This is a genomic window from Micromonospora rosaria, from assembly GCF_001567585.1.
Taxonomy (GTDB): Bacteria; Actinomycetota; Actinomycetes; order Mycobacteriales; family Micromonosporaceae; genus Micromonospora; species Micromonospora rosaria.
The window spans coordinates 12,009-34,849 of the sequence record NZ_LRQV01000071.1; the positions used below are offsets into that span (position 1 = coordinate 12,009).

A 22,841-nucleotide genomic window follows, 5' to 3' on the forward strand; every position below is an offset into this window, starting at 1 on the left:
ACGTCGCACCCCCGCTCCGCCGCTCGTCTCGGCGGCGCGGGGGGTGTCGTGCCGGTGGGGGCACCGATCAGGCACAGACGTCGCCGGGACCACCGGCCCGAGTTCCGCCGCCGTTGCACCCGGCGCGCGACCGTACAGGGAGACAGGACAGCCGTGGCACCACCTCAGGGACAGATGCGCCCCGGGCGGCAGCTCGCCGTGCTCGGGATCATCTTCGTCGTCCTCTATCTTTTGGTGTTCTTCGCGGGCGGCGCCAGCGGTGGCTGGAAGGACCGGCTGGAGCCACGGCTCGGCCTGGACCTGGTCGGCGGCACCCGGCTGACGCTGGAGGCGACCAACACCGTCGACGGCCGACCGCCGACGGCGGAGAACCTCGAAGAGGCCCGTCAGATCATCGAGAACCGGGTCAACGCCTTCGGCGTGGCCGAGGCCGAGGTGGTCACCGAGGGCGACCGCAACATCGTCATCTCCCTGCCCGGTGAGAACCGGGACCTGAGCGACGTGGGGAGCGCCGCCGAGCTGCGCTTCCGCAAGGTGCTCAAGGCCACCGACGGCAGCGGCACCCTCGCCGCCCCGGTCCCGTCGCCGACCGCGACCCCGTCCGGCAGCCCGGCGGCCAGCCCCGAGGTGGAGGCCAGCCCCGGGGCGCAGGCCAGCGCCACGCCCTCGGCGGGCGGTCAGGGCGGCATGGCCCCGACCCCGACGCCGAGCGCCTCGGCCAGCCCCGAGCCGTCGCCGAGCGGCAGCGTCGCCCCCGGTCCGCAGACCATCGAGGAGCAGCGCAAGGCGGTGGAGGAGAAGGTCGGCGCCGAGGCGTGGCAGGCCGCCAACGGCCTGCAGGCCCCGGCGGACCTGACCACCGACCCCTCGCTGGCCGAGAAGCTCGCGCCGTTCGGCACGCTCAGCGCCCGCGAGGTGGCGGTGCTGCCGGTGCCGGTCCAGTTCAACGTGCCGACGGTCGGGTGCGCCCAGCTCGACGAGCGCCCGCCGGCGTCGATCAAGGACGAGAACCAGCAGGCGGTGGCCTGTGAGGGCGGCATCAAGTACCTGCTCGACCAGGCCAAGGTGCTCGGTACCGACGTCGGGAACGCCTCCGCGGTGCTCGACCAGACCAGCCAGTGGGTGGTCAGCCTCGACTTCAAGAGCGACGGCCAGCGCAAGTGGACCGAGCTGACCCGCGAGGCGTTCAACAACACCGGCGGGGCCTGCGAGGCCAGCGCGTTGGGCCAGGACGGCAAGTGCCGGGTGGCCGTCGTCCTCGACAACACCATCGTCTCCTCGCCCGAGATCCAGGGCGTGCTGACCGGCGACTCGCAGATCACCGGTAGCTTCACCCAGGCCGCCGCCAGCGAGCTGGCCGGTAACCTGCGCTACGGCGCGCTGCCGGTCACCTTCGAGGAGCAGGAGCAGCAGAACGTCACCGCGACCCTGGGCGAGAGCCACCTGCGGGCCGGTCTGCTCGCCGCCGGTATCGGCATGCTGCTGGTCGTCATCTACTCGTTCTTCTACTACCGCCTGCTCGGCTCGGTGATCTTCCTGAGCCTGGTGCTGTCGGCGCTCATGCTCTACGGCGCGCTGGTGTTCCTGGGCCGCCAGATCGGCTTCACCCTCACCCTCGCTGGCATCGCCGGCATCATCGTCTCGCTCGGTGTGGCGGCGGACTCCTTCGTCATCTACTTCGAGCGACTCAAGGACGAGATCCGCGAGGGCCGCAGCCCCCGCAGCGCCGTGCCCCGGGCCTGGGTCCGGGCCCGCCGGACGATCATCTCGGCCAACGCGATCACCATCATGTCGGCCGTGGTGCTCTACGTCGTCTCCGTCGGCACCGTGAAGGGCTTCGCCTTCGCCCTCGGCATGGCCACCGTGATCGACCTGCTGGTGGTCTTCCTGTTCCGTCATCCGATCATGGCGATGCTCGCCCGGACGAAGGCGTTCCTGTCCCCGCGGGTCAGCGGTCTGGGTCGGGCCCTGCCACCCCGGGCGGAAGAGCAGCCGGCCAAGCCCCGCAACCCGCGCGTCAAGGAGGCCTGAGCAATGGCTAAGAATTCGCTCGCGTCCCGGCTCTACCGGGGTGAGGCCGGGATCGAGGTCATCGGCCGGCGCAAGCTCTGGTTCTCGGTGGCGGCCGTACTCGTCCTGATCGCGGTGCTCAGCATCGCGGTGCGCGGGTTCAGCCTGGGCATCGAGTTCGCCGGTGGCAACTCCTTCCAGATCCCGGCCAGCGTCGGCACCCTGGAGCAGGCCGAGAGCACCGTCGAGGAGGCGCTGGCGACCGAGGGCGACGGGGCCGAGCTGGTCACCGCCCAGGTGGTCGGCGGGCCCAGCGGCAGCTACTACGAGATGCGGACCTCGCAGCTCACCACCGACCAGTCCAACGCGGTCCGGGCGGAGCTGGCCGAGCAGTTCGGGGTGCCGAACGACCAGATCAGCGGCAACCAGGTCAGCCAGGCGTGGGGCCAGCAGGTCACCTCGCGGGCGCTGCTCGGCCTGGTGGTCTTCCTCGCCCTGGTGACGCTCTACCTGGTCGTGCGGTTCGAGTGGCGGATGGCGGCGGCGGCCGTCTTCTCGCTGGTGATGAACCTGGTCCTGACCGCCGGTGTCTACTCGCTGGTCGGCTTCGAGGTCACCCCGTCGACGGTGGTCGGCTTCCTGACGATCCTCGGCTTCGCGTTGTACGACGTCGTGGTCATCTTCGACAAGGTCCAGGAGAACGTCAGAGGCATCACCGCGAGCAACACCATGAACTACGGCGAGGCGACCAACCTGGCGATCAACCAGAGCCTGATGCGGTCGCTGAACACCTCCGTGGTCGCCCTGCTGCCGGTCGGTGGTCTGCTCTTCATCGGTGCCGGCCTGCTCGGCGCGGGCACCCTGAAGGACCTCGGCCTGGTGCTCTTCGTCGGTATGGCGATGGCCTTCCTGACCTCGATCCTGCTGGCCACCTCGCTGCTGGTGGTCCTGAAGAACCAGGAGCCGCGGATCCAGGCGCACAACAAGCGGGTGGCGTCCCGGCAGGTCGCCGTGGCCAAGGGCGAGGTCGCCCCGAAGTCCGGCGCGCGCAGCGAGGAGCCGGCCGGCGAGGAGACCGAGGCCGGCACCCCGGCGCTGGCCGGCGCCGCGCCGAAGGTCGGTGCCCGCCCGGCGGGCAAGCGGCCGTCCGGTGCCCGCAGCGGTCGCCCCGGCGGAAACCGGCCGGGCGGTGCCAAACGGCGCTGACCGGTCACCGACCGCCTACCCGGTGACAACCGGTACGACGGCGTCCTGCATGCTGTGCGCTACAGCGAGCAGGACGCCGTCGTCGTCGAAGGGGAGCGAACGCCGTGACGGAGACCCACAGCGTGGTACGCGGTGACAGTGGCCCGCAGGTCGCTCGGCTGGTGGCCAGCCGGGTGCTCGACGTACCGGACTTTCCCCGCCCCGGGGTGCTGTTCAAGGACCTGATGCCGCTCTTCGCCGACGGGGCGGTGTTCCGTGAGGTGATCGACGGCATCGTGGCGTACCACGGCCGGGAGTCCTTCGACGTCGTGGTCGGCATCGAGGCGCGCGGCTTCGTGGTCGCCGCCGCCATCGCGTACGCGACGGGGGTCGGCGTGGTGCCGGTGCGCAAGGCCGGCAAGCTGCCCCGGCCGGCCTACTCCGCCTCGTACGCGCTGGAGTACGGCGAGGCCACCCTGGAGGTGCACGAGGACGCCTTCACCGCCGGGCACCGGGTGCTGGTGGTCGACGACGTGCTCGCCACGGGCGGGACCGCCGAGGCGACCCTCGGCCTGGTCGAGCGGGCCGGTGGCACCGTCGCCGGGTTCACCGTGCTGCTGGAGTTGGCCTTCCTCGGCGCCCGGGAGCGGCTCGCCCCGCGCCCGGTCCATGCCCTGCTGACCGTTTGACCCACGGCCGCCGGGGCGACCCGGAACCGGTACGACCGGCGGAGCGGCAGGGCACCGTGCGTGCGGGTAGCATTGCCCTTTGCTGACCGGGCGGAGCGCCGCCCGGTGGTGGAAGACCAGCCCGCCGGGCGGCTCGCCCGGCGGTGGAAGACCAGGCCGGCCGGCGTGCGGTCGGCTCATCCCGGCGATCGGTGAGGAGGCCGGTGTCCCACGATGTCGTCCCTCCGGCGGAGGGCACGGTGCACCCCACAGGCGACGCGGACGGCGCGGTGAGCGACCGGAACGGCATCCCACCGGAGCGGGCCACGGGGCCCGGCGCACCCGCGCCGGCCGACCTCGGACGTCCCGGCGTGATGCCCGGGGCGGCCGGTGCGTCCACCGGCGCCGGCTCCGACGGGGCCGTGGTGCCCTTCCCGCTCGACGAGGACCCCTCCCCGAGTGCCGGGTTCGGCCTCTCCAACGCGCCGACCGGCCGGCGGGTCCGGGCCCGGCTCGCCCGGTTCAACGCCCCGTGGCAGACCTCGCAGGTCAGCGAGGTGCTGGAGCCGCTGATCGCGCTGCACCGGGAAAACCACCCCAAGGCGGACGCGCGGCTGCTCCAGCGGGCCTTCGACACGGCGGCCCGCTGGCACTCGGGGCAGTACCGCAAGTCCGGCGACCCGTACATCACCCACCCGCTCGCGGTCGCCACCATCCTGGCCACCCTGGGCATGGACACCACCACGCTGGTCGCGGCGCTGCTGCACGACACGATCGAGGACACCGAGTACGTCCTCGACCAGATGCGGGCGGACTTCGGCGGCGAGGTGGCGCTGCTGGTCGACGGGGTGACCAAGCTCGACAAGGTCAAGCTGGGCGACGCGGCCAAGGCGGAGACCATCCGCAAGATGGTCGTGGCGATGGCCAAGGACCCCCGGGTCCTGGTGATCAAGCTGGCCGACCGGCTGCACAACATGCGGACCCTCTCCTTCCTGCCCGTGCCGAAGCGGGAGCAGAAGGCGAAGGAGACGCTGGAGATCCTCGCCCCGCTCGCCCACCGCCTGGGCATGAACACGATCAAGTGGGAGCTGGAGGACCTGGCCTTCGGCACCCTCTTCCCGAAGCGGTACGAGGAGATCCTCCGGCTGATCGGGGAGCACCAGCCGCAGCGGGAGGCGCTGCTCAAGCAGGTGACCCAGAAGGTCGGCACGGACCTCAAGTCCGCCAAGATCAAGGCTGAGGTGACCGGCCGGCCGAAGCACCTGTACTCGATCTACCAGAAGATGATCGTGCGGGGGCGGGACTTCAACGACATCTACGACCTGGTCGGGGTGCGGATCCTGGTCGACACGGTGCGGGACTGCTACGCGGCGCTGGGGGTCATCCACGCCAACTGGCAGCCGGTGCCGGGCCGGTTCAAGGACTACATCGCGATGCCCAAGTTCAACATGTACCAGTCGTTGCACACGACGGTCATCGGGCCCACCGGCAAGCCGGTGGAGATGCAGATCCGCACGTACGCGATGCACCGTACCGCCGAGTTCGGCATCGCCGCGCACTGGAAGTACAAGGAGCACAAGGGCACCCAGATCGTCGGCCCGCCGGCGCACATCGACGAGATGACCTGGCTGCGGCAACTGCTGGACTGGCAGCGGGAGGCGGCCGACCCGAGCGAGTTCCTCGACGCGCTGCGCTTCGACCTGTCCAGCCAGGAGGTGTACGTCTTCACCCCCAAGGGGGACGTCATCCCGCTGCCGACCGGGTCGACGCCGGTGGACTTCGCGTACGCGGTGCACACCGAGGTCGGGCACAAGTGCATCGGGGCGCGGGTCAACGGCAAGCTGGTGCCGCTGGAGTCGACGCTGTCCAACGGCGACGTGATCGAGATCTTCACCTCGAAGTCCGACACCGCCGGCCCGACGCAGGACTGGCTCGGCTTCGTCAAGAGCCCCCGGGCCCGCACCAAGATCCGCCAGTACTTCAACAAGGAGCGGCGCGAGGAGGCGATCGAGGCCGGCAAGGACGCGATCGTCAAGGCGATGCGCAAGCAGGGCATGCCGTTGCAGCGGATGCTCACCTCCGACAACCTGATGGCGATCGCCCGGGACCTGCACCTGGCCGACGTGGCCTCGCTGTACGCGGCGGTCGGCGACAGCCAGGTCTCCGCCCAGTCCGTGGTGCAGAAGCTGATGGCCACCTACGGCGGCGAGGAGGGCGCGGTCGAGGACATCGCCGAGACCGCCGTCGCCACCCGCCCGCCGCGCAGCCGGGCCTCCAGCCACGACCCGGGCGTGGTCGTCCGGGGCGTCAGCGACGTCTGGATCAAGCTGGCCCGCTGCTGCACCCCGGTGCCACCGGACACCGTCTTCGGCTTCGTCACCCGCTCCGGCGGGGTGAGCGTGCACCGGGACGACTGCGCCAACGCCGAGGACCTCAGGGCGCAGGAGGAACGGGTCGTCGAGGTGACCTGGAAGCTCACCTCCGCCTCCACGTTCCTGGTCGCCATCCAGGTGGAGGCCCTCGACCGGCACAAGCTGCTGGCCGACGTGACCCGGGTGCTCTCCGAGGAGCGGGTCAACATCCTCTCCGCCACGGTCACCACCACCCGTGACCGGGTGGCGGTGAGCCGGTTCAGCTTCGAGATGGCCGACCCGAAGCACCTCGGGCACCTGCTCGCCGCGGTGCGCAAGGTCGACGGGGTCTTCGACGCGTACCGGGTCACCTCGAACTCCTGACCCGCCCACCGCCCGGCGCCGTCCCGACGGCGTCGGGCGGGTGCGCGTCCCCGACCTTTCGCCCCCGCCGGGAACACCGACAGCGCCCGCCGGCTCGGCCGACGGGCGCTGCTGGGTGGTACGGGACCGGCGGTCAGGCGTCGGTCATCGTGAGGTCGGTGATGACGACCTCCTTCTTCGGGTGGCCACCCCCGGCCTGCTGGGCGAACGCCCCGTCGTCGCCGGCCTCGGCGATCTCCTTGACCAGGTCCATGCCGCCGGTGATGGTGCCCAGCACGGTGTAGTTCGGGTCCAGCGGCGAGTCGCCGTAGACGATGAAGAACTGGCTGCCGGTGCTCGTCGGCTGCCCCGAGTTGGCCATCGCGATGACGCCCTCCGGGTACGGCGGACGCTTGTCGGTGGGCAGGTTCTCCTCGGCCAGCCGGTAGCTCGGGCCGCCGGTGCCGTCGGTGTCCCGCCAGCCCTTGCCGGTGGCGCTCGGGTCACCGCACTGCAACACCTTGATGCCCTCGGTGACCAGCCGGTGGCACTTGCTGTTGTCGAAGAAGTCCTTGCCCGCCAGGTGCGTGAAGCTGCCCGCGGTGCAGGGGACCGCGGAGCGGTCGACCTTGGCGGTGATCGGACCCAGGTTGGTGGTGATGGTCAGGGTCTGGCTGCCGGTGTTGGGCTGCTCCGTCGCCGGGAGCCCGACGTCCTTGGTCTGCGGGGACCGCTGCTCGGCGGGGACCTCGGTGTAGTAGCACTGGGAGTGGCCGGCGGCCGGCCCGGCGGTCTGCTGCTGCTCGTCGTCGCCGAGGCTGCTGGCCAGCCAGACGGTCCCGGCGACCACGAGCAGCAGGGCCGCCGAGGCGCCGACGATGGCCTGAATCTGGCGGCGCTTGCGGGCCTTGGCCGAGCGCTCGGCCATCTCCCGCTCGAGTCGGGCCCGCGCCGCCACGCGCTGCCGATCTCTGGTGGACGTCACGCCTGGATCCTCCTGGACTGCTCGGGCGCGGTCGGTGCCGCTGGTCGGTGGGCGGGGAGCGGGTCAGCCGGCGCTCGGGCTCGGCGCCGGTTCGGTCGGTGCCGGCGCGTTCGCCGACGCACCGACGGTGAGGGTCTGGATCACCACGTCGGTCTCCGGCTTGACCTTGTCCCCGTTGCCATTGTCCACGGTCGGCAGGGCACCGATCTTCTCCACCACGTCCAGCCCCTCGGTGACCCGGCCGACGACCGGGTACGCCGGCTCGGCCGGGTCGAAGTCCTTGAAGAAGATCAGGAACTGGCTGCCGTTCACGCCGGGCGCGCTGCCGACCATCGCTACCGTGCCCTTCGGGTACGCCGGCTCCCGCTCCGGGGCGGGGCTGGCCGACGGGTCGGGCGCCGGGGTCGGGACGTTCTCGTCGGAGAACGAGTAGGTCGGCCCGCCGAGGCCGGTACCGCTGGGGTCGCCGCAGCGCAGCGCGCCCTCGGCGGTGATCTCGTGGCAGGTGGTGTTGTCGTAGAAGGCCCGGCCGGCCAGGTGCTCGATGCTCGCCGCGCCGCACGGCGCGAGGGCCAGGTCGAGCTCGGCGGTGATCGCGCCCTGGTTCGTGGTGACCGTCATCGGCCGGGTGCCCTCGGTCGGCAGGCCGACGGTGGTCGGGGTGCCGACGTCCTTGAGGCTGCTGTTGCCGCCGCCGTCCTGCGGCGTCCAGGCGCAGACCTCGTCGTTGGCGGCGGTCGTCTCCTCCGGGTCGGACTCGAAGGCGCCCAGCGCCCAGGCCGAACCGACGACGATCAGCAGCACCACCACGGCGGCGCCCACCGCGGCCTGGATCTGCCGCCGGCGTTTCGTGGCGGCGGCGCGTCGGGCCTGCTGACGGTCGAGCTTGGCCCGCGCGAGTTTGCGCTGCCGGTCCCTGCTGGAAGCCACTCGCGCTCCCCTTCCTCTACCCTGGTGGTCGCGACGGACGACGGGCGCGCCCCGTCGGGTGTCACCGTGCGCCACGCCACACGCCCGCCAGAGTGTACGGGTAACTGCTGGGAATGTGGTGTACGAGGTCGGTTCCGGTGCCGGTGTGCCCGGTTCCGTCGGCCGGCGCGGCGGTGGGCGGGCCGGGTGATCCGGTGTGCCGACGGTTAGGCTGCTCACCGGAGGACAACCTGACGGAAGGGGAGCGGACGTGCTCGTGGCCAGCGTTCCCGCGGAAGCCTTCGGCACCAACTGCTACGTGGTGGCCGCCGGCCCGGGGGAGCAGTGCGTGGTGGTCGACCCGGGCATCGGCGTCCTCGACCGGCTCGACGCCGTGCTGGCCGAGCACCGGCTGCACCCGGCCGCGGTGCTGCTCACCCACGGCCACCTCGACCACACCTTCTCGGTCGCGCCGGTCTGCGGCGCGCGGGGGATCACCGCGTACGTGCACCCCGGCGACCGGGAGATGCTCGCCGACCCCGCCAAGGGCCTCTCCGCGGACCTCTCCGCGCTGTTCGGCGGGCGGCTGCCGTACACCGAGCCGGAGGACGTCGCCGAGCTGACCGACGGCGGCACGCTCAGCCTGGCCGGGCTGGAGATCACCGTCGACCACGCCCCGGGCCATACCGGCGGGTCGGTGCTGTTCCGGCTGCCGGCCACCGGCTCGACGTGGGAGGCCGAGCAGCTCTGCCTCTCCGGCGACGTGCTCTTCGCCGGCTCGATCGGCCGCACCGACCTGCCCGGCGGCAGCATGCCGGCGATGCTCACCAGCCTCCGGGAGAAGATCCTCCCGCTGGCCGACGACACCGTCGTGCTGCCCGGCCACGGGCCCGCGACCACGATCGGCCGCGAGCGCGCCGGCAACCCGTACCTCGTCGAGGTGGCGCGCTCCGGCGGTGGCCGACCGGCCGCGCCCGCCCGCGGCCTGTGACGACCCGGTCCGGCCGGTGCCGGCCGGGCCCACCCTCTTCCCCCGGCCGGTGACGGCCGCACCGACCCTGCCCCGCGCGCGGCGCGTGGGGCGCGTGAACGGAGCGTCATGAGCAAGCCCACGCCCATCTCCGGCTTCCCGGAGTGGACGCCGTCGCAGCGGATGATCGAGCAGTTCGTGCTCGACCGGATCCGCGCCACCTTCGAGCTGTACGGCTTCGCCCCGCTGGAGACCCGCGCGGTGGAGCCCCTCGACCAGCTCCTGCGCAAGGGGGAGACCTCCAAGGAGGTCTACGTGATCCGGCGGCTGCACGACGAGCCGGGCGCGGCGGCCGGGGAGGACAGCCTCGGGCTGCACTTCGACCTGACCGTGCCGTTCGCCCGGTACGTGCTGGAGAACGCCGGCAAGCTCCAGTTCCCGTTCCGCCGGTACCAGATCCAGAAGGTGTGGCGGGGCGAGCGCCCGCAGGAGGGGCGGTACCGGGAGTTCGTCCAGGCCGACATCGACATCGTCGACCGGGACACCCTCGCCGCGCACCACGAGGCGGAGATGCCGCTGGTGATCGGGGACGCGCTGCGGTCGCTGCCGATCCCGCCGGTGACCATCCAGGTGAACAACCGCAAGATCTGCGAGGGCTTCTACCGGGGCATCGGGCTGACCGACCCGGAGGCGGCGCTGCGCGCGGTCGACAAGCTGGACAAGATCGGCCCGGCGAAGGTGGCCGAGCTGCTGGCCCAGACCGCCGGGGCGAGCGAGGCGCAGGCCAAGGCGTGCCTGTCGCTGGCGGAGATCTCCGCGCCGGACGCCTCCTTCGCCGACGCGGTGCGCGCCCTCGGGGTGACCGACCCGCTGCTGGAGGAGGGGATCGCCGAGCTGGTCGCGGTGGTGGAGACGGCCGCCGCGCACGCGCCCGGCCTCTGCGTCGCCGACCTGCGCATCGCGCGGGGCCTGGACTACTACACCGGCACGGTGTACGAGACCCAGCTCGCCGGGTACGAGCGGTTCGGCTCGATCTGCTCCGGCGGCCGGTACGACAACCTGGCCAGCGCGGGCGCGGTGTCGTACCCGGGGGTGGGCATCTCGATCGGGGTGACCCGGCTGCTCGGGCTGCTCTTCGGCGCCGGTGAGCTGTCGGTGTCCCGGTCGGTGCCGACCTGCGTGCTGGTCGCGGTGACCACCGAGGAGCAGCGGACGGCGAGCAACCGGGTGGCCGACGCGCTGCGCCGCCGGGGGGTGCCGACCGAGGTGTCGCCGAGCGCGGCGAAGTTCGGCAAGCAGATCCGCTACGCCGAGCGGCGGGGCATCCCGTACGTCTGGTTCCCCGGCGCGGAGGGCGCGGCGGACGAGGTGAAGGACATCCGCTCCGGTGAGCAGGTGGTCGCGGCGGCCGGGGAGTGGACGCCATCCCGCGCCGACCTGCGGCCCCTGGTCTCCTGAGCCGGTTACTGGCGCGTACGCCCGGATGGACCTACGGTGGCGTAAGTTACGCCACCGTAGGGAGATCCTCGTGACCGATCTGAGCCAGACCGCACTCCTCCACGAACTCGAGCCCGTGGTGGAGAGCAACCTGAACCGTCACCTGAGCATGGCCAAGGAGTGGTTCCCGCACGAGTACGTGCCGTGGAGCGAGGGGCGGACCTTCGACGGCCCGCTCGGTGGCGAGGCGTGGACCGAGGCCGACTCGACGCTGCCGGACGTGGCCCGGACCGCGCTGATCGTCAACCTGCTCACCGAGGACAACCTGCCCTCGTACCACCACCAGATCGCCACCCTGTTCGGCCGGGACGGCGCCTGGGGCACCTGGGTGCACCGCTGGACGGCGGAGGAGGGGCGGCACGGCACGGCGATCCGGGACTACCTGACCGTCACCCGGGCGGTGGACCCGGTGGAGCTGGAGCGGGCCCGGATGGTGCACATGTCGCACGGGTACACCAACGCCCACGACCACCACATGCTCAACTCGCTGGCGTACGTGTCGTTCCAGGAGCTGGCCACCCGCATCTCCCACCGCAACACCGGCAAGGCCACCGGCGACGCGGTCTGCGACGCCCTGCTGGCCCGCATCGCCGCGGACGAGAACCTGCACATGGTCTTCTACCGCAACCTGCTCGCCGCCGCGTTCGAGGTCGCGCCGAGCCAGACCATGCGGGCGGTGGCCGAGGTGATCACCAACTTCGAGATGCCGGGCGTCGGCATCGATGGCTTCGCCCGCAAGTCGGTGCAGATCGCCCTGGCCGGGATCTACGACCTGCGTCAGCACCGCGACGAGGTGGTGGCGCCGGTGCTGCGCCAGTGGGACGTCTTCAACGTCACCGGGCTGGACGCCGAGGGTCAGGCCGCCCAGGAGCGGATCGGCCAGCACCTGGCGGACCTGGAGACGGCGGCGGCCCGCTTCGAGGAGAAGCGCGACGCTCGCCGCGCCCGCCTGGCCCGCGTCGGCTGACGACGACCACGTCACCGCCCGGCGCCCGCCTGGCCCGAGCCGGCCGACGGCGGCCCGGCCGCCGCCCGGCCGGCGATGGCCCGGCCGCCGCCCGAACCGGCGACGTCCGCGTCGCCTCGCCCGGCGTCGGCGGGTCCGGTCGCGCGGGTGCGGCGTCGGCCGGGCGGTTGGTCACGAGGTGGGCTGGTCGAGCGGGAAGAGCAGGCAGCTCGACGTGGCGTGCGCGATCAGCCGGCCGTCGGCGTCGGTGAGCCGGGCCTCGGCGAGGGCGGTGCGGCGGCCCCGTTGCAGCACCGTCCCCTCGCAGCGCAGGGTGCCCGAGGCGACGGTGACCGGCCGGAGGAACTTCACGTTCAGGTCCAGCGAGGTGTAGCCGACGCCGGCCGGCAGGGTGGTGTGCACCGCACAGGCCGCGGCGGTGTCGAGCAGGGTGGACAGGACCCCGCCGTGGACGGTGCCGAGCGGGTTGTAGTGGAACTCCTGCGGCACCAGCTCGACCGTCACCCGGCCCTCGTCGGCCGTCATCCGGCTCATGTCGATCAGGTGCACCACCGGCGGCGCGGCCAGCTCACCGGCGATCATCGCCCGGAGCAGCTCCAGACCGTCGCGTCGGCCCAGGTGGCGGACGTTGTCGGCCGGGTCGGCCCAGGAGAAGGTACGGCTGCGGGCCGGGCTCTGAGTCTGTGTCATGGACTCAGCCTGGCAGGGCGTTGCTGAGTCTGTCAATCAGACCTAGCCTGGGCTGATGAAGCCGGAGGCGTGGGACTGGTCGGTGGAGAACTGCACCATCGCGCGGGCGATGGAGATCATCGGTGAGCGGTGGACCCTGGTGGTGCTCCGTGAGGTGTTCACCGGGGTCCGTCGCTTCGACGACATGCGGGTCCGTACCGGCGTCCCCCGGCAGGTGCTGACCAACCGGCTCGCGAAGCTGGTCGAGCAGGGGCTGCTGCGCCGCGAGCCGTACCAGGAGCCGGGCAGCCGGGTGCGGCACGAGTACCGGCTGACCGAGATGGGCCTCGAACTCTGGCCGGTCCTGGTCGCGGTGCTCGGCTGGGGCAATCGCCACCTCGCCGACCCGGACGGCTCCCCGCTGCGTGTCGAGCACCGCGACTGCGGCGGCGAGATCCTGGTCGGGCTGCGGTGCGAGCGGGGACACGAGGTGGGTGCCGCCCGGGAGGTGCTGCCCCGCCCCGGCCCCGGCGCCCGCCGCCGGACCGCCTGACGTCGTCGTGCGGCCGGCGGCGGCCCGGACCCCGGCGGCGGGGTCCGGGCCGCGTCGGTCACCAGCCGAAGCCGGCCCCGTACGAGACGGTGGCCAGCACCTGCTGACCGCTGGTGTTGGGGTGGAAGTAGTCCCAGGTGGAGAGCTGTCCGAGGGCGAACGGGTACCGGAACACGGCGTTGCCGTCGAACCGGCAGTTCGCCCCGTACGCCGTGCAGGCCTGGGCGAGCTGCGTGTTGTAGTCGACCACCCGCTGGCGTACCCGGTTGCGGCGGTCGGTGTCGGCCTGGCTGGTGGAGGTCGGGTTGGCCAGCAGGGACTGGCAGATGCCGAAGAGCGACCAGGCGGTCCGGGCGCTGCCGCTGTCCTTGCCGACCGTCCAGAGCCGGTGCACGTCCGGGATGCTGACCACCAGGACCCGGGCGGTGGGCAGGCCGGACTTGAGCCGGTTCAGCGCCGTGTCGATGTTGCTCCGGAAGGTGGCGACCGTGGTCATCGTCGACTCCGACCCGGTGCACGCGTCGTTCGCGCCGATCAGCACCGTGACGTACCCGGCGCCCTGGCTGACCGCCGTGGCGGCCTGGCCGGGCAGGTCGGCGGACTTCGCCCCGGTCCGGGCGGCGTTGTGGTTGCGCCCGGCGATGGCCGGCTCGGCCGCCCGGATGCGCAGGTAGTGGCTGTTCACGCTGGCGTAGTCGCCGGTGCTGAACGAGCGGGCGGTGCAGTCCACGTACCAGCCGCAGGCGTTGAAACCCCGGGTGATCGAGTCTCCGAGGCTGACCATCGAGGTGGGCGGCGGGTCGGCGGCGGCTGCGGCGGCGGGGCTGGCGGGCAGGGTCGCTGCGGTGACGAGGGCGGCGCAGGCGGTGGCGACGGCCAGCGCGCGGCGGGCGAGGGTCATGGTGGCCTCCGGATCGCGGTTGCCGGATGTGCGACGGTGACCAGATCGTATTGACAACCTTCTGTGTCCACAATGTTTCGGATCGAGTGCGTCGTGGGGGGAGGGGAGGAATGATATGGATCTAGCTCTTGCTGACGATCTTCAATATGTGAATACTTCACCGGGACGCGGTTGATTTCCCCAGATCAGCCGGTTCTGTCCCGTCCGGACACGTCGTCCCCGGTGTGTCCGTTACTCCCTTCCGGAGGTTCGTTCATGCGACCCACAAGGTCCTCGCTCCGCCGCGCCGCCACCGTCGTCGTGGCCGGAACCCTGGTCGCCGGCTCGCTGATCGGCGCGCCCGCCCAGGCCGCACCCGCCGTCGCCTCGCCCGACGCCGCCGCGGGTCTCGCCGAGCGGCTCGGCGACCGCTCCGCCGGCACGTACGCCGACGGCACCGGCAAGATGGTCGTCACCGTGACCGACGCCGCCGCAGCCCGCCAGGTCACCGCCAACGGCGCCACCCCCAAGCTGGTCAAGCGCGGCGCGGCCGAGCTCGCCCGGGCCACCGCCGAGCTGGACCGCTCCGCGCGGATCCCCGGCACCGCCTGGTGGACCGACCCGGCCACCAACCAGGTCGTCGTCTCCGTGGACAGCACCGTGACCGGCGCCAAGCTGGAGCGGGTCAAGGCCGCCGCCGCGAAGAGCAACGGCGCGGTCCGCGTCGAGTCCACGCCCGGCGTGCTGAGCACCACGATCTCCGGTGGCCAGGCCATCTACGCCGGTGGCGGTGGGCGCTGCTCGCTGGGCTTCAACGTCCGCAGCGGCAGCACCTACTACTTCCTGACCGCCGGGCACTGCACCAACATCTCGTCGAGCTGGTACTCCAACTCCGGCCAGACCAGCCTGCTCGGCACCCGGACCGGCACCAGCTTCCCGGGCAACGACTACGGCATCGTGCGGCACAACAACTCCGCCAACGCCGCCGGCAACGTGTCCCTCTACAACGGCACCTTCCGGGACATCACCGCCGCCGGCAACGCCTTCGTCGGCCAGTCGGTGCAGCGCTCCGGCAGCACCACCGGGCTGCGCAGCGGCTCGGTGACCGGCCTGAACGCCACCGTGAACTACGCCGAGGGCACGGTCACCGGCATGATCCGTACCAACGTCTGCGCCCAGCCGGGTGACAGCGGCGGCTCGCTGTTCAGCGGCACCACCGCCCTGGGCCTCACCTCCGGCGGCAGCGGCAACTGCACCACCGGCGGCACCACCTTCTTCCAGCCGGTCACCGAGGCGCTCAGCGCCTACGGGGTCAGCGTCTTCTGATCGACCCTCCCCGTCGAGCGGGCCGTCGGAGCGATCCGGCGGCCCGCCCGCCGTTCCGGTGCAAGGAAGGGCCCCCTCTTAACGCTTTCGGTAGAGGAAGGGGCCCCTGTTAACCGCCCCGGCCGCGCAGCCCGGCGACCACCAGCAGAGGCGCGAACGCCTCCGCCCCGGCCGCCACCCGCTCGGCCAGACCGACCCGTGCGCCCCCGGCGGCCATCTCGACCACGAACCAGGCCACCGGCAGCAGCAACCCGACCGCCACCGCCACCCAGGCCGCCCGCCGCCCCAGGTGCCCCGTGCTCGGCCCCGCGCGCTTCGTGGCCGGGCCCGCGTACCCCGTCGTCGGCCCCGCGTACCCCGTGGTTGGTCCTGCCTGCTCTCTCGCCGGCCCCGCGCGCGGTGGCGCGAGGGCCGGCCAGAGCGCCAGCGCGCCGAAGGCCACCGCCGCGGCGAGCGTGTGCGGCAGCGAACCCCCGCCGCCGGCCGGCAGCGGGAACGCCGCCACCGCCAGGGTGGCCACCCCGCCGAGGGCGAGCAGCGCCCGGCCGGCGGGGGCGAGGGGACGCAACCCGGCGGCGGTCACGCAGTGACACAGCCCGAGACCGGCCAGGCCGAGCGTCATGATCCACCGGTCCGCCGCGCCGACGGCGGCGAGCGCGCTGATCGTCCCGCTGATCTGGTCGAACCCGCCGGGCTGGCGGGCCGCGCCGAGGGTCCAGCCGCCGACCAAAAGGATCGGCGCCGCCACGGCGGAGGCCAGCGCCCATCCGGGTACGACTCGCATCCGAGCACCGTACGCGCTGACCCGCCGCCGACGGCGTTGCCGGCGGCGCTGCCGGCGCGGTGTCACCGGCGCAGGTGTTAACAGGGGGCCCTTCCTCTACCGGAAGCGTTAAGAGGGGGCCCTTCCTTACAGCCCGGTTCGGGTGGGGGGCGGGGGGTGCTGACAGAATGCGGGGGCAGCCGTTACACGTGAGGAGACGCAAGCCGTGATCCGTACCCATGACGCCGGCAGCCTGCGCGCGACCGACGCCGGCACGACGGTGACGCTCGCCGGGTGGGTGGCCCGCCGGCGCGACCACGGCGGTGTCATCTTCGTCGATCTGCGCGACGGCACCGGCATCGTCCAGGTGGTGTTCCGCGAGGAGGACGCCCACGCGCTGCGCAACGAGTTCTGCGTACGGGTCGTCGGTGAGGTGACCCGCCGCCCCGAGGGCAACGAGAACCCGGAGCTGCCCACCGGCGAGATCGAGGTGACCGCCAGCGAGCTGGAGGTGCTCTCCGAGGCGGCCCCGTTGCCGCTGCCGGTGGACGACCAGGTCGAGGCCGGCGACGACGTCCGGCTCAAGTACCGCTACCTGGACCTGCGCCGGGGCGGCCCGGCGCGGGCGATGCGGCTGCGCTCGCGGGCCAACCAGCTCGCCCGGGGGGTGCTGCACGAGCGGGACTTCCTGGAGATCGAGACCCCGACGCTGACCCGCTCCACCCCGGAGGGTGCCCGCGACTTCCTGGTCCCGGTCCGGCTCCAGCCCGGGAGCTGGTACGCCCTGCCGCAGTCGCCGCAGCTGTTCAAGCAGCTGCTGATGGTCGGCGGGATGGAGCGGTACTACCAGATCGCCCGCTGCTACCGGGACGAGGACTTCCGCGCCGACCGGCAGCCGGAGTTCACCCAGCTCGACATCGAGATGTCCTTCGTCACCGAGGACGACGTGATCGACCTGGGTGAGGCGATCGTCGCCGCGCTCTGGTCCGACCTGGCCGGATACGAGATCCCCCGCCCGATCCCGCGGATCACCTGGCACGACGCGATGGCCCGGTACGGCTCGGACAAGCCGGACCTGCGCTACGGCGTCGAGCTGGTCGAGCTGACCGAGTACCTGCGCGGCACCGCGTTCCGGGTCTTCGCCGCCGCGATCGACGCGGGCGGCTACGTCGGCGCGGTGGTGATGCCCGGCGGCGCCGCGCAGACCCGCAAGGAGCTGGACGGCTGGCAGGACTGGGCCAAGGCGCGCGGCGCGAAGGGCCTGGCGTACGTGGTGCTCGACGCGGAGACCGGCGCCCCGCGCGGTCCGGTGGCGAAGAACCTCTCCGAGGAGCACCTGGCGGGGCTGGCCGACGCGGTCGGCGCGAAGCCCGGCGACGCGATCTTCTTCGCCGCCAACGCCGACACCCGGGAGGCGCAGGAGCTGCTGGGCGCGGCCCGGATCGAGATCGCCAAGCGGTCGAACCTCATCGACGAGAGCGCCTGGGCGTTCTGCTGGGTGGTCGACGCGCCGATGTTCGAGCCGGCCTCCGAGGAGAACGGCCGAGCGGGGGGCTGGACGGCGGTGCACCACCCGTTCACCTCGCCGAACGCCGAGTGGGTGGACCGGTTCGAGCAGGCCCCGGACCGCGCCCTGGCGTACGCGTACGACATCGTCTGCAACGGCAACGAGATCGGCGGCGGATCGATCCGTATCCACCGGGGCGACGTGCAGCGGCGGGTCTTCGCGCTGCTCGGCATCACCCCCGAGGAGGCGCAGGACAAGTTCGGCTTCCTGCTGGAGGCGTTCAAGTACGGCCCGCCGCCACACGGCGGCATCGCCTTCGGCTGGGACCGGGTCTGCATGCTGCTCGCCGGGGCGGACTCGATCCGTGAGGTGATCGCCTTCCCGAAGACCCGGGGCGGTTTCGACCCGCTGACCGGCGCGCCGACGCCGATCACCGCCCAGCAGCGCCTGGAGGCCGGCATCGACGCCAAGCCCAAGCCCCCGGCCGCCGCGCACACCGGCACCGCCGGCCCGGCCGCCCCGGTGGCCGACCCCACCTGACCGGCTGTCCCGTCGAGGGTCCCGGGTGCGCGCCGCTGCGCCGCGCACCCGGTGACCACCGGACCGAGAGGGGAGCGCCGGGCGGATGCGGCTGCTGGTCGTCGGGGGTAGCGGGCAGCTCGGGCACGCGGTGTGCCGCCGGGCGGTGGCGGCGGGCGTCGCGGTGACGGCCACGTACCACTCGGGCACCGTCGGGGTGCCGGGGGTCGAGGCGTACCGGCTGGACGTGACGGATCGGGCCGCGGTGCGCCGGCTGGTCACCCGGGTGCGCCCGGACGCGGTGGTCAGCACCCCCTACCGGTACGCGGACTGGGCGGTCACCGCCGACGGGGCGGCGCACGTGGCGCTCGCCTGCGCCGAGGTCGGCGCCCGGCTGGTGCACCTGTCCAGCGACGCGCTGCACGCCGGGCGTCCCGAGCCGTACGCCGACGACGACCCGCCCACCCCCGTCTTCCCGTACGGCGCGGCGAAGGCGGCGGCGGAGACCGCCGTGCGGGCCGCCGACCCGGGCGCGGTGCTGGTACGGACCTCGCTCATCCTCGGCGACGCGGACAGCCCGGCGATCCGGCTCTGCCGCGACGCCCTCGCTGGCGCGTTCGCCCTGTTCACCGACGAGATCCGCTGCCCGGTCGAGGTGGGTGACCTGGCCGGGGCGGTCCTGGAACTCACCGGCACCGACCACGCCGGCCCGCTGAACGTGGCCGGTCCGCAGGCGGTCAGCCGGGCCGAGTTGGGGCTGCTGGTGGCCCGCCGGTACGGCCTCGACCCGGCCGGGCTGACGACCACCACCAGCGCCGCCGCCGGCCCGTCCCGCCCCACCGAGGTACGCCTGGACAGCACCCGGGCCGCCACCGACCTGCGGACCCGGCTGCGCGCGGTCGAGGACGTGCTCGCCGGCTGAGCCCCTGACCCGGAGATCACGGGCCACGTCGTCCACGGGATGCAAAACAATTGTGCATAAAATCTGTGCACAGGTATTGTGCATCGCATGACGACTCCCGAGCCGGACCCGGTGCGACTGACCAGCCGGCAGATCCGGATCCTGGCCCACCCGCTGCGGGTCCGGCTGCTCGGCGCGCTGCGCGAGGCGGGCTCGGCGACCGCCACCCGGCTCGCCGAACTGCTCGACACCAACACCGGGGCCACCAGCTACCACCTGCGCCAGCTCGCCGAGGTCGGGCTGGTGGTCGAGGACCCGGACCGGGCCGTCGGGCGGCAGCGCTGGTGGCGGGCGGCGCACGAGTACAGCAGTTGGCAGGCCACCGCGTACGACGACGATCCGGACGCCCGTGCCGCCGCCGAGTGGATGCAGGGCGAGCAGCTCCGGATCCTCGCCGAACGGGCCGACGGCTGGCGGGCCGTGCAGGCCGGGTACGACCAGACGTGGCGGGACGCCGCCGGGATCTCCGACGCGCTGCTGCGCATCTCCCCGCAGCGCCTCGACGCCCTGCACGCCGAGCTGTGGGCGGTCCTGGAGCGGTACCGTGCCGAGACCCCGTCCGACGAACCCGACGCCCTGCCGGTGGCGTACTTCCTCGCCGCCTTCCCGAAGGTCGGGGTGCGCCGGTGAGCCCCGCCGGACTGGGCGTCGGCCAGGTCCGGCACCGGTTCCTCGCCCTGTACGCCCTGCGGTGGCTGCCCACCGGACTGCTCATCCCGGTGACGGTCCTGCTGATGCAGGAGCGGGGCCTCACCCTGACCCAGATCGGCCTGGTGTTCAGCGCCCAGGGGCTGGTGGTGCTGGTCCTGGAGCTGCCCACCGGCGGGCTCGCCGACGCCCTCGGCAGCCGCCCGGTCCTCGTCGCCGCCTGGGCGGTCGGGCTGGCCGCGCTGCTGCTGCTCGTGGTGGCCGACACCCCCCTGCTGTTCGCCCTGGTCTTCTGCCTGCAAGGGCTGTTCCGGGCGCTGGACAGCGGCCCCCTGGAGTCCTGGTACGTCGAGGCCACCCTCGCCGCCGATCCCCGGGCCGGGTACGAACGCGGCCTCGGTCTGGCCGGTACCACCGTGGGGGTGGCGATCGGCGGCGGCGCGCTGCTCGGCGGCGCGCTGGTGGCGCTCGGCCCGGTCGGTCCGGTCAGCGCCCTCACCGTGCCGGTGCTGGCGGCGGCGCTGCTGCAGACGGTGGCGCTGGCCGCGCTGCTCGGGCTGCTGGTCGAGGCCCGGCCGTCCCGGGGGGCCGGCGCGCTGCGCGCCTCGCTCGGGCAGGCGCCCCGGATGGTCGGGCGGGCGTTCGGCCTGCTGCGCCGCTCCCGGGTGCTGGCGGCGCTGGTCGCGGTCGAGCTGTGCTGGGGCTTCGGCATCGTCACCTACGAGTCCCTGCTGCCGGTCCGGCTCGCCGAGGTGGTCGGCGACCCCGACCGGGCGGCGGCGCTGCTCGGGCCGGCCAGTTCGGCGGCCTGGCTCGCCTCGGCCGCCGGGGCGGCGCTGACCCCGCTGCTGCTGCGCTGGCCGGGCGCCGCCGCCGGGGCCGCGCTGCTGCGGATCGCCCAGGGGGTGACCGTGGTCGGGATGGGCCTGCTCGCCGGCCCGGTCGGCCTGCTGGTCGCCTACCTCGCCTGCTACACGGTGCACGGCGCGGCCAACCCGCTGCACGCCGGCCTGCTGCACCGGCAGGTCGACGGGCCGTACCGGACCAGCGTCCTCTCGCTGAACTCGATGGCCGCCCAGCCGGCGGCGGCGCTCGGTGGGATCACCCTCACCGCGCTCGCCGACGCGACGAGCGTCAGCACCGCGCTGATCGTCGGCGCGGTGGTCCTGGCCGTCGCCGCCCCGCTCTACGTGCCGGCGTGGCGGGCCGGTCGTCGCGCCGTCCCGCCCCCGGCGGCAGGGCAGGCGCGGGTCGGGGCGTCCAGCCCGCCCTCCGGGGCCAGTCCGATCCACCGTGGAGATTGACGATCAGACCGAACGGGTACATCCTGCGCGACCCACTGGTAACCCCCACCGGAGGACCGACATGCTCGCCATCATCGCGGCCATCGTTTTCGGGTTCGCGCTCCTGATCGACCTGCTGAACAACAACTTCGGCGCGCCGGACCTGTTCAACTGGAACACGCTCGTACTCATCGGGTTGCTCCTGATCGCGCTCCACCTGGGCGGCGTCGGCAGCGGCGTCCGGGGCGGCGGGTGGCGTCGAGGCCGTCGCTAGGCTCGCTGCTGACTGGAAATGATCGCTGCCGGGTCGGGTCCGCGCCGCGCTTCGGGCGATGCGGATCCGGCCCGGTACTGTTCATCCGATGGAGTCCGACGCCCTGTTCCCACTCGGTGAGCCCGCCGCGACGCACCGCGATCCGGCCGGGTCCGGCGGCGACGGTTTCACCTCCGTGGGCGCGGACGCGCCGCTGCCGGTCCGGATGCGACCGGCGACCATCGACGAACTGGTCGGGCAGGAGCACCTGCTCGCCCCCGGCGCGCCGCTGCGGCAACTGGTCGAGGGGGCCGCTCCGCTGTCGGTGATCCTCTGGGGGCCGCCGGGCAGCGGCAAGACCACCATCGCGCACCTGGTGGCGCGGGCCACCGACCGCCGGTTCGTGGCGATGTCGGCGCTGTCCGCCGGGGTGAAGGACGTCCGCGCGGTGATCGACACCGCCCGGCGGCAGCGCCGCTCCGGTGGCCCGCCGACCGTGCTCTTCATCGACGAGGTGCACCGGTTCAGCAAGACCCAGCAGGACTCGCTGCTCGCCGCCGTCGAGGACCGGACGGTGACCCTGCTCGCCGCGACCACGGAGAACCCGTACTTCTCGGTCATCTCGCCGCTGCTGTCGCGCTGCGTCCTGCTCACCCTCCAGGCGCTGGACGACGCCGCCGTGCGCGGCCTGCTGCGCCGCGCGGTCGCCGACGAGCGCGGCCTGGCCGGGGCCCTCACCCTGGAGACCGAGGCCGAGGAGCACCTGGTCCGGCTGGCCGGTGGGGACGTCCGCAAGGCGCTGACCGCGCTGGAGGCGGCGGCGGCCTCCGCCACGGCCCTCGGCACCGGCCGGATCGACCTGGCCACCGCCGAGCAGGCGGTGGACACCGCGGCGGTGCGCTACGACCGGGCCGGGGACGCCCACTACGACGTCACCAGCGCCTTCATCAAGAGCATGCGCGGGTCGGACGTGGACGCCGCCCTGCACTGGCTGGCCCGGATGCTGGTCGCCGGGGAGGACGCCCGGTTCATCGCCCGCCGGCTGGTGATCTTCGCCAGTGAGGACGTCGGGATGGCGGACCCCGCCGCGCTGAGCGTGGCCACCGCCGCCGCGCACGCCGTGGAGTACGTCGGCCTGCCGGAGGTCCAGTTGACCCTCGCCCAGGCGGTGATCCATCTGGCCACCGCGCCGAAGTCGAACTCGGCCACCACCGCCATCGGCGCGGCGCTCGCCGACGTCCGGGCGGGCCGGGGCGGTCCGGTGCCGCGTGGCCTGCGGGACGCGCACTACGCGGGCGCCCGGGGGCTCGGCCACGGCATCGGGTACCGCTATCCGCACGACGACCAGCGGGGCGTGGTCACCCAGCAGTACGCACCCGACGATCTTGTCGGTACCGACTACTACCGTCCGAGCGGACACGGGGCGGAACGATCGGTCGCGGCCCGACTGCCGGTGCTGCGGCGGATCGTCCGGGGCCTGCCGGCCCCGGTGTCCCGCACGGACGGCGTCGCCACGGGGGGGAACGGCCGTCCGTCGAGGGCGGTGGTCGCCGAGGCGACGCATGAGGGCGGCA

General features: G+C 73.1%; 20 protein-coding genes. 15 read left to right on the top strand and 5 right to left on the bottom strand.

Going from position 1 to position 22,841, the window contains the following annotated elements; translation table 11 throughout:
• Positions 1–153 precede the first annotated feature (153 nt).
• The 4 genes from secD (at position 154) to AWW66_RS18815 (ending at position 6,598) form a co-directional block, all read left to right on the top strand.
• Positions 154–2,031 carry a protein translocase subunit SecD gene (gene secD, locus AWW66_RS18800; RefSeq protein ID WP_211271996.1) on the top strand — a complete coding sequence of 626 codons (1,878 nt, stop codon included), beginning with the start codon at positions 154–156 and terminating at the stop codon, positions 2,029–2,031.
• A 3-nt stretch (positions 2,032–2,034) separates the two neighbouring features.
• Positions 2,035–3,216, top strand: a complete 1,182-nt coding sequence (gene secF / locus AWW66_RS18805) for a protein translocase subunit SecF (RefSeq protein ID WP_067367997.1) — start codon at positions 2,035–2,037, stop codon at positions 3,214–3,216.
• 104 nt (positions 3,217–3,320) lie between these two features.
• Entirely contained in the window at positions 3,321–3,884 is a 564-nt protein-coding gene (locus AWW66_RS18810) for an adenine phosphoribosyltransferase (RefSeq protein ID WP_067368005.1), read from the top strand.
• A 203-nt stretch (positions 3,885–4,087) separates the two neighbouring features.
• A complete protein-coding gene (locus AWW66_RS18815) occupies positions 4,088–6,598 on the top strand; it encodes a RelA/SpoT family protein (protein WP_067368006.1) in 2,511 nt (836 codons plus the stop codon).
• A gap of 133 nt (positions 6,599–6,731) precedes the next feature.
• Here AWW66_RS18815 and AWW66_RS18820 read toward each other — a convergent pair whose 3' ends face one another.
• Together AWW66_RS18820 and AWW66_RS18825 are read right to left on the bottom strand one after the other, a co-directional pair.
• Complete coding sequence (locus AWW66_RS18820; protein WP_067368010.1) at positions 6,732–7,562, bottom strand: peptidylprolyl isomerase; 831 nt, start codon at positions 7,560–7,562, stop codon at positions 6,732–6,734.
• 63 nt (positions 7,563–7,625) lie between these two features.
• Entirely contained in the window at positions 7,626–8,492 is an 867-nt protein-coding gene (locus AWW66_RS18825; protein ID WP_067368014.1) for a peptidylprolyl isomerase, read from the bottom strand.
• 250 nt (positions 8,493–8,742) lie between these two features.
• Here AWW66_RS18825 and AWW66_RS18830 point away from each other — a divergent pair, with 250 nt between their 5' ends.
• From AWW66_RS18830 to AWW66_RS18840, 3 genes are all read left to right on the top strand, one after another.
• The gene (locus AWW66_RS18830; RefSeq protein WP_067368017.1) at positions 8,743–9,462 is read left to right on the top strand and encodes an MBL fold metallo-hydrolase; all 720 of its coding nucleotides are present in this window, start codon (positions 8,743–8,745) and stop codon (positions 9,460–9,462) included.
• Positions 9,463–9,570: 108 nt separating this feature from the next.
• Positions 9,571–10,899, top strand: coding sequence for a histidine--tRNA ligase (hisS, locus tag AWW66_RS18835; RefSeq protein WP_067368019.1), 1,329 nt, complete (start codon positions 9,571–9,573; stop codon positions 10,897–10,899).
• 70 nt (positions 10,900–10,969) lie between these two features.
• The gene (locus AWW66_RS18840; RefSeq protein WP_067368022.1) at positions 10,970–11,905 is read left to right on the top strand and encodes an acyl-ACP desaturase; all 936 of its coding nucleotides are present in this window, start codon (positions 10,970–10,972) and stop codon (positions 11,903–11,905) included.
• Positions 11,906–12,076: 171 nt separating this feature from the next.
• Here AWW66_RS18840 and AWW66_RS18845 read toward each other — a convergent pair whose 3' ends face one another.
• Positions 12,077–12,595, bottom strand: coding sequence for a PaaI family thioesterase (locus tag AWW66_RS18845; protein ID WP_067368024.1), 519 nt, complete (start codon positions 12,593–12,595; stop codon positions 12,077–12,079).
• Positions 12,596–12,650: 55 nt separating this feature from the next.
• Between AWW66_RS18845 and AWW66_RS18850 the strand changes: the two genes are divergently transcribed.
• On the top strand, positions 12,651–13,127 hold the full coding sequence (locus tag AWW66_RS18850; protein WP_067368027.1) for a winged helix-turn-helix transcriptional regulator: 477 nt from the start codon (positions 12,651–12,653) through the stop codon (positions 13,125–13,127).
• A gap of 58 nt (positions 13,128–13,185) precedes the next feature.
• Here the strand turns inward: AWW66_RS18850 and AWW66_RS18855 are convergent, their stop codons facing one another.
• Positions 13,186–14,028, bottom strand: coding sequence for an SGNH/GDSL hydrolase family protein (locus tag AWW66_RS18855; protein ID WP_067368030.1), 843 nt, complete (start codon positions 14,026–14,028; stop codon positions 13,186–13,188).
• Between the two features lie 255 nt (positions 14,029–14,283).
• Here AWW66_RS18855 and AWW66_RS18860 point away from each other — a divergent pair, with 255 nt between their 5' ends.
• Positions 14,284–15,333 carry a S1 family peptidase gene (locus tag AWW66_RS18860; RefSeq protein WP_067368032.1) on the top strand — a complete coding sequence of 350 codons (1,050 nt, stop codon included), beginning with the start codon at positions 14,284–14,286 and terminating at the stop codon, positions 15,331–15,333.
• Positions 15,334–15,442: 109 nt separating this feature from the next.
• On the opposite strand, the gene AWW66_RS18865 is transcribed toward AWW66_RS18860, so the two are convergent.
• Entirely contained in the window at positions 15,443–16,117 is a 675-nt protein-coding gene (locus AWW66_RS18865) for a DUF998 domain-containing protein (RefSeq protein WP_083978619.1), read from the bottom strand.
• Positions 16,118–16,322: 205 nt separating this feature from the next.
• On the opposite strand from AWW66_RS18865, the gene aspS reads away from it, so the two are divergent.
• The 6 genes from aspS to AWW66_RS18895 form a co-directional block, all read left to right on the top strand.
• The gene (aspS, locus tag AWW66_RS18870) at positions 16,323–18,143 is read left to right on the top strand and encodes an aspartate--tRNA ligase (RefSeq protein ID WP_067368041.1); all 1,821 of its coding nucleotides are present in this window, start codon (positions 16,323–16,325) and stop codon (positions 18,141–18,143) included.
• An 85-nt stretch (positions 18,144–18,228) separates the two neighbouring features.
• The gene (locus tag AWW66_RS18875) at positions 18,229–19,044 is read left to right on the top strand and encodes an SDR family oxidoreductase (protein WP_067368045.1); all 816 of its coding nucleotides are present in this window, start codon (positions 18,229–18,231) and stop codon (positions 19,042–19,044) included.
• Positions 19,045–19,131: 87 nt separating this feature from the next.
• Positions 19,132–19,713, top strand: a complete 582-nt coding sequence (locus AWW66_RS18880; RefSeq protein WP_067368048.1) for a winged helix-turn-helix domain-containing protein — start codon at positions 19,132–19,134, stop codon at positions 19,711–19,713.
• A complete protein-coding gene (locus AWW66_RS18885) occupies positions 19,710–21,035 on the top strand; it encodes an MFS transporter (protein WP_067368051.1) in 1,326 nt (441 codons plus the stop codon). Before AWW66_RS18880 ends, AWW66_RS18885 begins: the two co-directional genes overlap by 4 nt.
• 61 nt (positions 21,036–21,096) lie before the next feature.
• Positions 21,097–21,288, top strand: coding sequence for a hypothetical protein (locus AWW66_RS18890; RefSeq protein WP_067368053.1), 192 nt, complete (start codon positions 21,097–21,099; stop codon positions 21,286–21,288).
• 88 nt (positions 21,289–21,376) lie between these two features.
• Positions 21,377–22,841, top strand: a 1,465-nt coding sequence (locus AWW66_RS18895) for a replication-associated recombination protein A (protein ID WP_245648373.1), incomplete at its 3' end; no start/stop codon positions are given.